The following is a 13,864-nucleotide window of genomic DNA, read 5'->3' as shown; positions in this document are numbered from 1 at the left end:
CCCGAGGACAACACTTTGTCCTTCTGTACCGTGTGCGCCTGGGCTATTTCGCGGGGACTCCCGGGCAGCCCTCGCCCTGGGGGTTAACGATGCAGTTGTCGGCGTAATTGCGCGTGATCGACCGCCAGACGCTTACCGTCTGGGGCGGCGAGGCAAACTGACCCGTGCCGGGAATCGGCAGATTCGGACCACCGTTCACGGAGTAGGTGCCGCGGAAGGTGGTGGTCACGGAAATCTGAAAATCACCGGTCTGTTGATACACATGGCTCGTGCGGGTCTTTTGGCCCCATTCCTCTTCCCGAAGCGGACCACCGGCGGAGGGTGTCGGCCCAAGACTGTTGCCGTCCCCGTAGGCGTAGGTGTACTCCACCGGAGTTGCCACAATGTGGACCTGTTGGCCAAGGAGCGTCACATCGAATTGCTGCTCAAGCGCGTCCGCGAAAATGTTGGTTTCAGCACCTTTGAGCGTGTGAGGGCTCGGCTGGGCGGTCAAACCCGCGGGTTTGATCGGAAGGTTGCGGAAGTCGCTCTCGATTCTTGCCGCAATCCGCGGCAAGATGTCCTCGGGTTTTTGGTCGTACAGGCATGACGGACCATTTCCGCTGGCGCTCCAGTCCGTCCACACAGGATTCGAGACCGACCTCGGCGCGACCTTCCAAATGACCGGAGTCCCAGCCTTCTCACCAGCCTCACGGGGTGGGCATTGCATCTGCCCCGGCAGGCACTTTTTGGCCAAGGAATTGTCATCAACCTGGCACTGGAGATCTGCCTTGTACTGGTTCGGGTCCTCGCTGACATGGCCAGGAGGGGCAGGGACAAACTCTCCGGATTGAGGGTCGCGAACGTAAGCAATAGGTTTTGCACCAGTATCGGTCCATCCAACCTCGCCACTTTCAGTGGCCGCGATCGCCGACTGCCCACCGACGCTGACCAAGAGGATGAGCTGTACGGAGCCTAAGACGCCGATGAACCAGCTTCTTTGGCTCATCGCAGGGGGTTCACCCCATCAAGCCTCCAGGCGCCTTCTACAAATCGAACGAAAGCGACGTTGCCGGTATTCGTCGCCTCGGTGGGTTGCCGGTACTCAGTCCCATCCGGGCCCCAGTAGTGGATCTTGCTCTGGACTACTTGAACAACCACGGGAATGCTTTGGTCGGGTTGCGACTTGAAAGTGGACGACACAGACGGCGTCGAAAATAGGCCACCGCTGATCCAACGGTCGCCAGTGTATGCCTTCGGAACGACTCTCTTGACGCCCTCGCACATTTCACAGTTGGCTCCGGTGATCTTGCCAAGCGACCCAACGTCCCCGGTCTCGTACGCATAACTCATCACCTGGAACCAGTACCTCGCGAACGCCTCCACGCCTTCCTTGCTGTTCGCCTTCGCGGCCTCCGGCAGCACTGGGACCGGCACGTTCTCCGCCTTCCCCTTGGAGTCGGCCGGCTTGTAGGCAGCAGTCGGGGTCGGAGTGGGCGTAGCTGTGGCACTTGCTGAAGCAGAAGTAGCAGGCGACGCAGATTGCTCGGCCCGCGACTGGCCGCCGTTCCCGCAGGCTGTCATCGCCAGCACTGCTGCAAGGGCGGTCGCTACGAAGAGCCGGGCGCGGGTGAAATTGGACCTGCGTGGAGTCATGGGTTGCTATCCCCCAGATAGTTTTCAAGACTGAAACGTTTCCCAAAAGGGTAACCCAATTGCCATCCTTGCCTGAAAAGTTATCCACAGGGCCACGCTCGACTTGCCCGGTCACCCCCCAAACAAAACCAAAGGCCTCGACGACGGGACCGCGGCCAGGCCGCCCATCCGTCGTCGAGGCCCATGGTGCCTTTTGCCCTGGCGCCTACTTCTGCGCTGGCAGTACCAACTCCCCCGACTTATCTGTCGACAAGGCGAGCGAAGAGATGAACTGTGGCTCGCCGTCGGGCCCGTCTTGGGCGGAGCGGACCATGTCCGGTCGCTCGAACTCAAGGCCCGTCACGTGACACAGCAGCTTGGCGTCGCTCGGGTTTCCGTCGGCGTCGAACATGGGCAGCTCGATACCGTCGTCGGAACGGCGCAAGTAGTACTTCCCGCGAGTCAGGAGAGCCAGCACGGGCGGCAACACAAGGGCCAGCCCGACGGCGAAGATCGGCGAATACGGCTGAACAGCCCAACCGAAAGCACCGAAGAACACTGCGATCGATACAACGGCCGATACCAGCATTGAGATAAAACCGACCGGGTTGACCGCATAAAGCATGCCGCGGCGGAACTCGGGAACTTTGGGCGAAATCTTGAGCAGGTATTTGTTGATGGCGATATCGGACGCAACGGTGACAACCCATGCCATGGCGCAGTTCGCGTAGAAACCAAGAATGGTGTTGAGGAATTCGAACATATTCGCTTCCATCAGCACCAGCGCAATCACCAAGTTGACCACCACAAACACCATGCGCCCCGGGTAACTCCTGGTAATGCGAGTAAAGCTGTTGGTCCACGCGAGCGAGCCGGAGTAGGCGTTGGTCACGTTGATCTTGATCTGCGAAATGACAACCAACACCACGGCCAAAGTCATCGCCAACCAGGCCGGCATCATTTCCCGGTACACGCCAAGGAACTGGTGCACGGGCTCGTTCGCGTGGGCGGAAGCGGCCGGATCCAGAGTGGCGATCAGATAGATGGCAATGAACATGCCCACGATCTGCTTGATCGCGCCGAAAATCACCCAACCCGGACCGGCCAGGATCACGGCACGCCACCACGCACCGCGGTTTTCGGCGGTCTTGGGCGGCATGAAGCGCAGGTAATCAATCTGTTCCGCGATCTGCGCCATGAGTGAAAGGCAAACACCCGCGGCCAGCATCACGGAGGCCAGGTTGGTGCCTTCAGCGCCGGATTTGCCTGTGAAAGCGAAGAAATCCCCGATGCTGTCCGGGTGCGAAATCACCAAATACCCCACGGGAACCACCATGAGCAGGAGCCACAAAGGCGTAGTCCACACCTGCAACTTGGACAGGGCCTTCATCCCGTAGATCACCAAGGGAATGACAATAAGGGTGGACGCCGCATAACCAAGCCACTGTGGAATCCCCAGGCCAAGTTCCAGGCCCTGCGCCATGATGGAACCTTCGAGGGCGAAGAAAATGAACGTGAACGTCGCAAAGATAACGTTGGTGACCACCGATCCGTAGTAACCGAATCCGGATCCCCTGGTGATGAGGTCAAGGTCGATGTTGTAGCGGGCCGCGTAGTAGGCCAAGGGAAATCCGGTGGCGAAAATAACCACGGCTGCCACCACAATTCCGAGAATCGCATTCACGGTGCCATACGAAATACCGATATTCGCGCCGATGGAGAAATCGGCCAAATAGGCGATTCCCCCAAGCGCACTGGTCGCCACCACACCCGCACCCCATTTGCGGTAGGACCGCGGCGCGAACCTAAGGGTGTAATCCTCCAGGCTCTCCTTCGCCGCGCTCATCGCATCGGCGTTGCCCGCCGTTCGGTCCCGAGTGCCTAGCGCTCCGGAAGGTTCGACGACGACCCCCTCTGGGGTACCGCCCGCCGTCGGGGGTTCAAGCACTTGCGTTGTCTTCGAATCGTCAGTCATCCCCGCAACTTTCTCCGTCTGGACATGTTTCCCCTCTGAACATGGCCTTGACGCTATCGACTGGATGAAACCACGGAGTCACTACGGTGTTTCCACGCTGTAACTTATCCAGCGAGTCGGCCGCCAAGATTGCGGCCCCACGTTTGTGGACGTCCAACAAAATCGCGATCCCACGGCCCCACTACCGTCATGAAGGAACGCACCATCCCTGCAAGTAGCGGCCGAGGAGCACCATGACCACCCAGCCAAACCCAAGGCGTAAGTCCACATATCCGATTCTGGAAACAGCCCGCCAGCAAGTCCTCGCGAACGGCGAAGGCCTCAGCGAGTCCCAGTTGCTCGAGATCTTGGAGCTCCCGGACGAAGCCATCCCGGAGGCCCTGCAACTCGCCCATGAAGTCCGCCTGGAACACTGCGGGGAGGACGTGGAAGTGGAGGGAATCATCTCCATCAAGACAGGAGGATGCCCTGAGGACTGCCATTTCTGCAGCCAATCGGGCCTGTTTGACAGCCCGGTCCGCGGCGTCTGGCTCGACATTCCCGAGCTCGTCAAAGCCGCCAAGGAAACCGCGGCCACTGGGGCCACGGAGTTCTGCATCGTCGCGGCCGTGCGTGGCCCAGACATCAAACTCATGAACCAGATCAAGTTCGCAATCGACCGCATCAACCAAGAAGTGGACATCAACATCGCCTGTTCGTTGGGCATGCTCACCCAGCGCCAAGTGGACCAACTCGCCGAATGGGGCGTCCACCGGTACAACCACAACCTGGAAACCGCGCGCAGCTACTTCCCCGAGGTCGTCACCACGCATAGCTATGAGGATCGCCTCGAAACCTGCACTATGGTCAAAGCCGCCGGCATGGAACTCTGCTGCGGCGCCTTGATTGGCATGGGCGAAACCACGGCCCAGCGGGCCGAGCTTGCCAGCCAGCTCGCAGCCCTCGAACCCCACGAAGTCCCCCTCAACTTCCTCAATCCGCGCCCTGGAACCCCGCTCGAAAACCAAGGAATCATGGACGGCAAGGACGCCCTCCGTGCGATCGCGGCGTTCCGCCTCGCCATGCCACGGACCGTCCTGCGTTACGCCGGCGGCCGGGAACTGACCCTGGGCGATCTCGGCACGCGCGAAGGCCTCATGGGCGGCATCAACGCCGTGATCGTCGGCAACTACCTCACCACGCTCGGCCGTCCAGCCGACGCGGACCTCAACCTCCTCGTGGAGCTGAACATGCCCATCAAGGAACTCCAGAAGTCGCTGTGAACACAACTGCCCCAAGCCCCGACACGGCAAACTTCTGCGGGCACTGCGGCGAGCCCGCAGCGCAAGGCGAGCGCCCGACGTCGGACGCCCACCAAAGCTGCCAACGGCGCCTCGCGATGGAACCGCCTCGCTATTGCGCCACGTGCCGGCGGCGCATGAAGGTCCAGATCACGCCGCTTGGCTGGACCGCTGAATGCTCGCGCCACGGACGGCTGACGTCATGAGCGTCATCCGGCGGGACGTCATTCAGCGAGACCGCGCGAGCCTCTGGCATCCGTACGCTCCGGCGTCGGGGACGCTGCCCTTGTGGGAAGTCGAAGACGCCGACGGCGTGGCGCTGCGGTTCCGCGACGAAAGCGGCCGCGGGCATGAGGTGCTCGACGCCATGTCCTCGTGGTGGTCAGTCATCCACGGCTACCGCAACCCGGTCCTGGATGCCGCGGCGAGGCGCCAATTGGGCAGGTTCAGCCATGTGATGTTCGGCGGCCTCACGCACCAGCCCGCCGTCGAACTGGCCGAACGGCTGGCATCCATGGCACCTTCCGCGGCAGATCGTCCACGGCTGGAGCGGGTCTTCCTGGCAGATTCCGGCTCGGTGTCCGTGGAGGTCGCGCTCAAGCTCGCGGTCCAGTTCCAGACGGCCTCGGGGTTCCCCAAGCGACAACGCTTCCTGAGCATCCGCGGCGGATACCACGGCGATACCTTCGCCGCGATGGGAGTGTGCGACCCCGTGGACGGCATGCATTCGGCCTTCCCCGGACTACTCGCCGCCAACGTATTCGCCGCGAGGCCACCTGCCGCGGGCGCGCCGCCGGAGGAGATTGCGGAGTGGCAGGCGCAGGTCGAGGGCCTTGCGGCGGAGAACACCAATGAGCTGGCCGCGATCATCGTGGAACCCGTTCTTCAAGGCGCTGGGGGCATGTTCATCTACGGCGCCGAATGCCTGTCCATCCTCCGCGACATCGCCGACCGGAACGGGATCCTCCTGATCCTGGACGAGATCGCCACCGGTTTCGGCCGCACGGGCGAGTTGTTCGCCGCGAGGCACGCCGGCGTGGTTCCGGACATCATGTGCGTCGGGAAGGCCCTCACCGGCGGTTACCTCACCCTTGCGGCGACACTGTGCACCGGCGAAGTGGCAGCCCGCGTTTCGACTGGCGGGGCGGGTGCTTTGCTGCACGGGCCCACGTTCATGGGCAATCCACTCGCCTGCGCCGTGGCCAATGCAAGCCTGGGAATTCTCGACGGCGGCGCCTGGCGCAGCGACGTGTCCCGGATCGGCACGGGCCTGGCCGCCGGCCTCGAACCCGCAAACGCGCTCGACGCCGTCAAAGAGGTCCGTACCGTCGGCGCCGTGGGCGTCATTGAGTTGAACACGGAAGTGGACGTCGCCGCCGTGACGAGTGCCGCCGTCGGGCACGGCGTGTGGGTACGGCCCTTCCGGAATCTCGTCTACGCGATGCCGCCGTACATCAGCACGGCGGACGAGGTCCGGCGGATGGCGCACGGCATGGTGGCGGCAGTGGCCGAGGTGCACGGCCCATGAGCAAGTCCATGACCGTGTGGTTGGAACAGCAGGCTGAGGTCCGCGAGCGCCGGTGCCTCGTCCGGACTCCCGTGACGCGCAGCGAGGCAGACACCTCGGTGGATCTGGCGAGCAACGACTATCTTGGCCTCGCCATGGACTCCAGACTGGCCGAGGCTGCCCGGGAGGCGATCGGCCGTTGGGGAACCGGCGCCACGTCCTCGCGTCTGGTTGCCGGCACCACCGAGTTGCACTTGGAACTCGAGGCCGAGCTCGCGAACCTCACGGGCGTGGAATCCGGGCTCGTCTTCTCTTCCGGATATTTGGCCAATCTGGGCGTCACTACGGCACTCGGCGGCCCTGGGACCCTCATCGTGGCCGACGAACATTGCCATGCTTCCCTGATTGACGGTTTTCGCTTGAGCCGTTCGAGGGTGGAAACCGTCCCGCACAACGATCTCGGCGCAACCGAGCAGCAGCTGCTCACCCGTACCGAACCCCGCGCCCTCATCGCCGTCGAGTCCATCTACAGTGTCTTCGGCGATGCCGCCCCGCTCCCTCAACTGCTGTCTTTGGCCGAAGAGCACGACGCCATGCTCCTCGTGGACGAGGCCCACAGCCTCGGCGTTGCCGGCCACGGAGCGTTCCAGGGGTTCGGCTCGGTGGCGGGAACCGATCTCTCGCGCCACCCCAACGTCGTATTGACCGCAACGCTTTCCAAGTCGCTCGGCAGCCAGGGTGGTGCCGTCCTGGGCAGTGCCCTGCTCCGCGAACACCTCGTCAACAGGGCGCGCAGCTTTATCTTCGACACCGGCCTCGCGCCGTCGTCGGCCGCCGCCTCGCTGGCCGCCGTCGGGATCATCCGCACGGAACCGTGGCGTGCGGCGGCCGTCCACCAAAACGCCGCCAGCCTCACCGCCGGACTGGCGCCGGCGCTGCGCGAGCGGGGCATCGACGTCGGACTCATTGGCGACGCAGCTGGTGCCGTGCAATCCATCCCGATGCCCTCTGCCTCAGCCGCGCTTGCCGCAAGCCAGGCGGCATACCGGGCGGGTGTCCGCGTCGGCTGCTTCCGCCCGCCAGCTGTCCCCGACGGTGTCTCGCGGCTCAGGCTGACGGCCCGCGCTACCCTGACGCCACACGACATCGACTACGCGTGCGCAACGTTGCGCCGCATCCTGGAGGAAACACAGTGAAACTACCCCACATAGTGCTCGTCACCGGAACCGACACCGGCGTCGGCAAGACGGTCACGACGGCGGCCCTCGCGTCTGCGTTACAGGCGGAGGGCCGTTCGGTGGCCGTGTACAAGCCCTGCCAGAGCGGCGCTGCGGCCGGCGACTCCGACTGCACGGAGATCATTCGCCTGGCCGGACCGCTCACTGCCGAGGCCGGCGTCGTGCTTCAGGAACCTCTCGCGCCGGTGCCTGCTGCCGCGCTGGACGGGGTCAAGCTGCCGGCGCTCGCGGCACATGCCGCCCGCGTCCGCGAACTCGCGAGCACTCATGACCATGTCCTGGTGGAGGGTTCTGGCGGTCTCCTTGTCGAGCTAGACGCCGACGGCGGCACGCTGGCGGATCTGGGCGGGCACCTTGGACAGGACGCGACTTTTGTGCTGGTTGCGCGTCCCTCGTTGGGAACCCTCAACCACACAGCGCTGACTCTCGAGGCGCTAGACCGCAGGGAACTGGCCATCCATGGGGTGGTCCTGGGAACGTGGCCGGATGAACCGGGCGTCCTCGAACACGGGAACCGGGCAACCATTGGCTCGTTGCGGCCGCTTATCGGGGTGTTGCCCGAGCGTGCGGCAGACCTTCCCCCGGTGACTTTCCGGGAAGCAAGCACACACTGGTTGGGCGGAGCCTGGTCATGAGCACCGCTTCTGCCAGCACACAGACGTGCCCGTATCTGATTCTGCGCGAGCCGTCCGTGGTGCGGGAAGTCCTGCACCGGCCGGACGACTTCAGCCCGGCAAATGCCCTCATCGCTGTGACGCCTTTGTCGGGGCAGTCCCTTCGCGTGCTGCAGCGTGCCCGCTTTGCGCTGCCGCCGGTGCTGGCCAGCAACGATACGGCCTCCCACACCGGCATCCGCAAGGTGGTGGCCGGGTTCTTCACCCCAGCAACGGTGGGTGCAATAGAGCCGAGGATTCGGGAAATAGCACGGGATGCTGCCGCAACGGCGGTTGGATTGCTGGAAGCTGATGGTCGGGTGGATCTGGTGCAGGCCGTGGCTGCGTACCCGCCGGCAGTTGTGATGCTGGAGCTTCTTGGGCTCCCTGTACGCGATCTTCCTGAGTTGAAGGCGTGGAGCCTGGATTCCCTGGAGCTTTTCTGGGGTTGGCCGGACGCCGAGCGGCAATTGGAGCTGGCCGGGAGTGCCGCTGCGTTCTATGGCTGGCTGCGGGAGCTTGTCCGTGAGGCCGCGGGGTCTCCGGGACGTAATCTCTTCAAATCATTGGCAGAACACGGCCTCAGCACCCCCGAGATTTGTTCCCTGGGCTATTTCCTGCTCATCGCGGGGCAGGAAACCACCACCCAGCTCATCAGCACGGCATTGTTCCGGCTTGCCGAAGGGTCCGCCGGCTTTGCCTGGGATAACGCCGCCTCCGGCTCCGCGGCGCGCGACCTCATCCGTCACGTCCTCGCGACCGAGTCTTCGGTCCCCACCTGGCGCCGGATTGCCGCCTGGGACACCGTACTCGACGGCCAACGGATCCCCGCTGGTGCCGAAATCCTGCTGGAGCTCACAGGGAACCACGAGTCGCCAGACCAGGCTTCCACGGCCCAGGGGCTCGGTCCGACGGCCTACGGGCTGGCCTTCGGCTCGGGGATCCACCGTTGCCTTGGTGCGAAACTCGCGGAACTGGAGGCCGCCGTCGTCGTGCAGGAAACCGCGGCAGCGCTGCAAGGCGTTCGCCTGGCAGACCCGGAACCCGAATGGCTCCGTTTGCTGTCCTTCCAAGCACCGCGAATGGTCACGATCGAGCGAGCCTTGCCGACGCTCACTCACATCTGAGGCATTTCCCGCCGACGCTCACTCACATCATGTGAGCGACGATCCGGGATTTTGGCCACATTAGAGAGCGTGCGTCGCAAGAAAGACCCATATAAGTGAGCGAGGGTCGCTGGGGAGGCCCTGCGTAGACTGAGGATATGGGCGAGAGCCGTGATCTGCTGACGCCTGAGCAACGCAGCCTGAACATGTCCAAGATCCGGGGCAAGAACACCAAGCCCGAGCTTCTGGTCCGCAAGCTCCTGCACGCCAAGGGGTACCGGTACCGGCTTCACGGGCGGGCCGCAGGCGGGAAGCTGCCCGGCAGTCCGGACCTCGTCTTTGCAGGCCGGCACAAGGTGATCTTCGTCAACGGATGCTTCTGGCACTTCCACGATTGCAAGGCGGGCCAGCACGCGCCAACTGCCAACGCGGACTTCTGGGAAGCCAAGCGAAGCCGTACCCGGGAGCGCGACGCCGCACAGCGGCAACAGCTGAGAGCCTCAGGCTGGGAGGTTCTCACCGTGTGGGAATGCGAACTGCGGGACCGTTCGGCTCTGGAGAGTCAGCTCACGCAGTTCCTCGACGACGGCCGAACAGGAAGTAGCTCAACGGCCCAAAGAAGTTGATGAAACTCGCCGCCCTCCACAATGCTTTGTTTCCCCGGATTTGAGCCTCGGGGGTCTTGGAGATGCTGCGCTGAGCCGCCACCAGTAGGGCCAATTGCCCCGCACCCACCAAGGCCACGCCGGCCCGTTGCCCGGGAGTCATGTCTTTCCAGGATTTCTTCTTCTTGCCGCGCATGATGCCTCCATCTGCAAATGACTGCTCTCTCAGGCTAGACCGAGTGCCGCCCGGACGGAACACGTGTAGCCATGACGGAACACGCAAGTCACAGACGAGCTTGCCGGACCACTTCTCCCCACGACTGCTGGGCCAGGTCCGTGACCGCGGCAAGAATCTCCGCCGGTGACCGCGACAAGTCCAGTGGATACTCCACAATGTCGATGTCCGTGTTGAGGATCCTCCGCAGCTTCATCTCGCCCTTGCCGGCGTAGACCAGCCACGCCGTGGGAACCTGCAACGCAGTGCAGTAGGCCAGCATTTGGTAGTGGTCCGCATTGAGCGACGCCCCGGAGTCCGTGGCGGCCTTGTATTTGGTGCCATACGCCACCACGGGCCTGCCACCCAGGAAATGCACGGCGTCAGGGCGAACTGTGAGCCGGTCCGAATCCCGCACGGCCTCGTTGAGGGTGGCCCCATATTGAAGCCGCATTTCGCCCGGATGCGCTCCCATGGCCTGGCGCAGCGCCACGCCCACGAATTCCTCAAACACGCGGGACATGTCCACCACGAACGAGGCGGTCTGCTGCTTTCCCTCCCCCGCTTCCGCAGACGCATTCCGCAGGATGAGCTCGGCCAAACGGAGCACGGGGTGGTAGCGGAGATTCATCCGGCTCGCTTGCCATCGCGGGAGGGGCGCCCCGGACTGGAGCCGCGTGACGGCGTCGAGCTTTCCTTTAAGCTGCCGCAAGCGGCTGAGGACGTTCTGCCGCACCCCGGGTACCTTGCCCATCCGCTCAAGCGCGGCGCGCAGAATACGGTTTTCGGCAATGTCCTCGGTGAATTCGTCGTAGGAGACTTCGAGCGGAACCAGCATCCCTGGGCGACGGGAGATCTGGTCCGAAATCCGGATGCGGCCCTTGACCGTCCGGAGGGACTCATCCACGGTCAGGTACCCCTGCAGGGGACCGCGGCTGAGGGCCCGCTCGGCCAGTTGGGCGAGGGATTCCGCGAGCGCGCTCCACAGATCCTGATGTTCGACGGCGGCCACGCAGTCCTCACGGAAACCTTGATCCCCGGCGTAGCTGAGCAGGAACAGCAGCCGGCTCAAGCCCAAGCGGTCTTTGGGCCGTACCTCGAACTGGACGGTCGGGGTGCGTACGGAGCCGACCTTGCCCACGGGCTCGATCCGGTAGAGGCCCATCCCCATGGGCGAGGCCTTCGCGAGCCCGCTGGAGTTGAGGAGGGCGGCGGTGTCCGCATCAAGCTTGTCCACGATGCCGCCGGAGAGCTCGTCCATGACGATGTGCCGGACAGCCGGGACCTTCGTGGAAGCGCGGGCGGCAGGCCGTCCGATACCCGGTGCGCGGGCGGGCCGGGGTGGAGCTGCCTTAGCGGGCCGCAAGTCGACCCAACAACTGGTCCAGACCGAAGCGCTCCTCCAGCTGGGCCCGGTTCAGCTGACCGTGGTAGTGCTCCTCCAAGAGGGGCATGAGCTCGTACTTCCAGATCCGGCGCAGACCGGCGGGGTTCTGGGCCGCGTTCTTCATGAAGTACGACGGGCCGATCATCAGGTCCCGGTCCCAGTCGTCAATGGAGTCGTTCAAGGCGTCAAGCAGGTCCGCGTTGAGGGTGTCCAGGCCGCGTGCCGAGAGGAACCGCCTCAGTGAGCCGCGGATAGGTTCTACCTTCGGGTGCAATTCAACGAACGCGAAACGGCGTCGGATGGCGGCATCCATCATGGCGATGGAGCGGTCCGCCGTGTTCATGGTGCCGATGATGTAAAGGTTGTCCGGCAGGCTGAACGGCTCGTTGGGGCTGTATTGCAGATAGATGCGGTCGTCGCGGTATTCCAGCAGGAAGTAAAGCTCACCGAACACCTTGGCCAGGTTTGCCCGGTTCATTTCGTCGATGATGAGGAAGTACGGCTTGTTGGAGTTCCCCGGTTTCGCGGCTTCTTCCGCGAGACGCCGCAGCGGCCCGGCCACGAGCTTGAACGAAACCTGGCCGTCGTCCGTCTTATCCGGCCGGTAGCCCTCAAAGAAGTCCTCGTACGCGTAGGACGGGTGGAACTGCACCAGTTTGACGCGCTCATCGGTGCTGTCCCCCGCGAGCTCGGCAGCCAAGTGCTTGGCGAGGTAGGTCTTGCCTGTCCCCGGAGGGCCGTAGAGCACCAGTTGGCGGTTCTCTTCCAGCAGTTCGGCGATCTCCTTGAGCGGCTCGAGTTCCATGTGCAAGGAGGCGGCGAACTCTTCCGTGAGGGGGCGAAAGCCTTCAATCACCGGCTCGACGACGGTGTCCAGGGCGGTGGCTTCCTCACCGTCGGATTCGGCTTCAGCGGGCAGGAGCGACTGCAACGACTGGATGACCTTGGTGACGTCCACGACGATCCCCGGGGTGGAGAGCTGGCGTTGGACATGCCGTGGAGCCTCCGCAATGGGATGGGTCTCGTCAAACCAGCGCACCTTGCGTCGGAGCCGGCGGTTGTCTCCATTGTGTTCCGGTTCGCCCAGGACCACGCCGATCCTGACGGCTCCGGAGTTCTGGAACAGGGCGAGGTCGCCCGGTTTCATCACGGTCAGGAATGCGAATACAGCGGTCTTGGTGTCTTCCCGCTCCACGTAGCCGAGGTGCTTGTAGTCCTCGTCCACGGCATGCTGGACCACGCCGGCTGTGACGCCGGGGGTGAGCTCGCGGAGGTGTTCGACGTCGAGGGTTGCCTTTTCTTCGTCCTGCCAGGTGGCGAGGAGCTCGGCGGTGTCTTGGTGAGTGCGCAGCAGCCAGGCGCGGCGGCCCGGATCTGCCACTTTGCGCCACTGGCTGACGAGCTGCCGATCGTACCAATCGATACGCTGGCCGGCCTGTTCGTCCAGGTGCAGCCGGATCCGGTGGACGTCCGCAGTGATGTCGTTTTCGGTTTCGCCGTGGGCGCCGCCCACGAGCGAAGCGAAGGCGTCCCGGATTTCGCGCCGCTCCACGTCAGCCACCACAGGCTCGAAGTAGCTGGGCCATGCCAAGTATTCGATGCTGCGCCGGATGGCTGGCTGGTCCCCGGGCGTTGCTGCGGCGAGTTCGTGGAATTTCAGTGGGTCCTTGAGGGCTTTGGTGATGCTCGCGTTGGACTGGCCATCCACGTGCGCCACGAAGCGGCACAACCAGGTGAGGTGGTCCCAGATGGTCCAGTTGAACTCTGCGGTCCGGTCACGGATGACACCGTGATCGGTCATGCCTTGGTACAGCTCCTTGGGCAGCTCGAGCTCGGGATCGAGCCAGGACGCGGCCTCGGCAACGCGGGCGCGCTTCACCTTCAGCGATTTGACCTCATGAGCCAGCGGAAGGGACTGGAGGAAGAGGAGTTCGACGGCGAGCAGCTTGGCCTCGCGGGATGCCCCTTCCAGGTTTTGGCGCAGATTGGTCATCATGGGCGCTTTGGAGTCTCCGACGCCGCGTTCCAATCGCTCCAGGAGCTCGGCGGCGGCGTCCACGGTCCAGGTGCGGGTACCGGAGTCGAGCGCCGAAGCCTTGCCTTGCAGCCCCGGGCCCAGCACGAACCACGCCGCATCTTCGATCTCCTTGGAGATACCGGGGGCACGGGTCAGTGGTGTTTTGGTGGAGGGAGTCACCCTGCCAACTTACATGGTTTGGCAGGGTGACGGCATCAGGAAAGTCGGCGCCCCCACCTCATGCGCCCCACCTCATGTGTTCTGCCAC

11 protein-coding genes are annotated in these 13,864 nt (G+C 63.9%); 6 read left to right on the top strand and 5 right to left on the bottom strand.

The window, feature by feature from the left end; translation table 11 throughout:
• Positions 1-43 precede the first annotated feature (43 nt).
• The 3 genes from LFT43_RS04590 to LFT43_RS04580 form a co-directional block, all read right to left on the bottom strand.
• A complete protein-coding gene (locus LFT43_RS04590; RefSeq protein ID WP_395801363.1) occupies positions 44-988 on the bottom strand; it encodes a hypothetical protein in 945 nt (314 codons plus the stop codon).
• Positions 985-1,635 carry a DUF6318 family protein gene (locus LFT43_RS04585; RefSeq protein ID WP_395801362.1) on the bottom strand — a complete coding sequence of 217 codons (651 nt, stop codon included), beginning with the start codon at positions 1,633-1,635 and terminating at the stop codon, positions 985-987. The genes LFT43_RS04590 and LFT43_RS04585 overlap by 4 nt, the downstream gene beginning before the upstream one ends.
• 205 nt (positions 1,636-1,840) lie before the next feature.
• Positions 1,841-3,589, bottom strand: coding sequence for a purine-cytosine permease family protein (locus tag LFT43_RS04580; RefSeq protein ID WP_395801361.1), 1,749 nt, complete (start codon positions 3,587-3,589; stop codon positions 1,841-1,843).
• 233 nt (positions 3,590-3,822) lie between these two features.
• Here LFT43_RS04580 and bioB point away from each other — a divergent pair, with 233 nt between their 5' ends.
• The 6 genes from bioB to LFT43_RS04550 all read left to right on the top strand — a co-directional run bounded on the left by bioB (position 3,823) and on the right by LFT43_RS04550 (position 9,999).
• A complete protein-coding gene (gene bioB, locus LFT43_RS04575) occupies positions 3,823-4,851 on the top strand; it encodes a biotin synthase BioB (RefSeq protein ID WP_395801360.1) in 1,029 nt (342 codons plus the stop codon).
• A 220-nt stretch (positions 4,852-5,071) separates the two neighbouring features.
• Positions 5,072-6,397, top strand: coding sequence for an adenosylmethionine--8-amino-7-oxononanoate transaminase (locus LFT43_RS04570; protein ID WP_395801359.1), 1,326 nt, complete (start codon positions 5,072-5,074; stop codon positions 6,395-6,397).
• A gap of 8 nt (positions 6,398-6,405) precedes the next feature.
• Positions 6,406-7,572, top strand: coding sequence for an 8-amino-7-oxononanoate synthase (locus LFT43_RS04565; RefSeq protein WP_395802894.1), 1,167 nt, complete (start codon positions 6,406-6,408; stop codon positions 7,570-7,572).
• Positions 7,569-8,249, top strand: a complete 681-nt coding sequence (gene bioD, locus LFT43_RS04560) for a dethiobiotin synthase (RefSeq protein ID WP_395801358.1) — start codon at positions 7,569-7,571, stop codon at positions 8,247-8,249. The genes LFT43_RS04565 and bioD overlap by 4 nt, the downstream gene beginning before the upstream one ends.
• Entirely contained in the window at positions 8,246-9,394 is a 1,149-nt protein-coding gene (locus tag LFT43_RS04555; protein ID WP_395801357.1) for a cytochrome P450, read from the top strand. Before bioD ends, LFT43_RS04555 begins: the two co-directional genes overlap by 4 nt.
• Before the next feature lie 137 nt (positions 9,395-9,531).
• The gene (locus LFT43_RS04550; RefSeq protein ID WP_395801356.1) at positions 9,532-9,999 is read left to right on the top strand and encodes a very short patch repair endonuclease; all 468 of its coding nucleotides are present in this window, start codon (positions 9,532-9,534) and stop codon (positions 9,997-9,999) included.
• A gap of 263 nt (positions 10,000-10,262) precedes the next feature.
• Here LFT43_RS04550 and LFT43_RS04545 read toward each other — a convergent pair whose 3' ends face one another.
• Together LFT43_RS04545 and LFT43_RS04540 are read right to left on the bottom strand one after the other, a co-directional pair.
• Positions 10,263-11,453, bottom strand: coding sequence for a restriction endonuclease (locus LFT43_RS04545; RefSeq protein ID WP_395801355.1), 1,191 nt, complete (start codon positions 11,451-11,453; stop codon positions 10,263-10,265).
• A gap of 91 nt (positions 11,454-11,544) precedes the next feature.
• Positions 11,545-13,776, bottom strand: a complete 2,232-nt coding sequence (locus LFT43_RS04540) for an McrB family protein (RefSeq protein WP_395801354.1) — start codon at positions 13,774-13,776, stop codon at positions 11,545-11,547.
• Positions 13,777-13,864 lie beyond the last annotated feature (88 nt).

Origin of the sequence: Arthrobacter sp. FW306-04-A (assembly GCF_044358315.1) — a bacterium.
Classification (GTDB): domain Bacteria; phylum Actinomycetota; class Actinomycetes; order Actinomycetales; family Micrococcaceae; genus Arthrobacter.
Note: the sequence above shows the minus strand (reverse complement) of the source record. Positions and strands in the feature narration are given on the sequence as shown.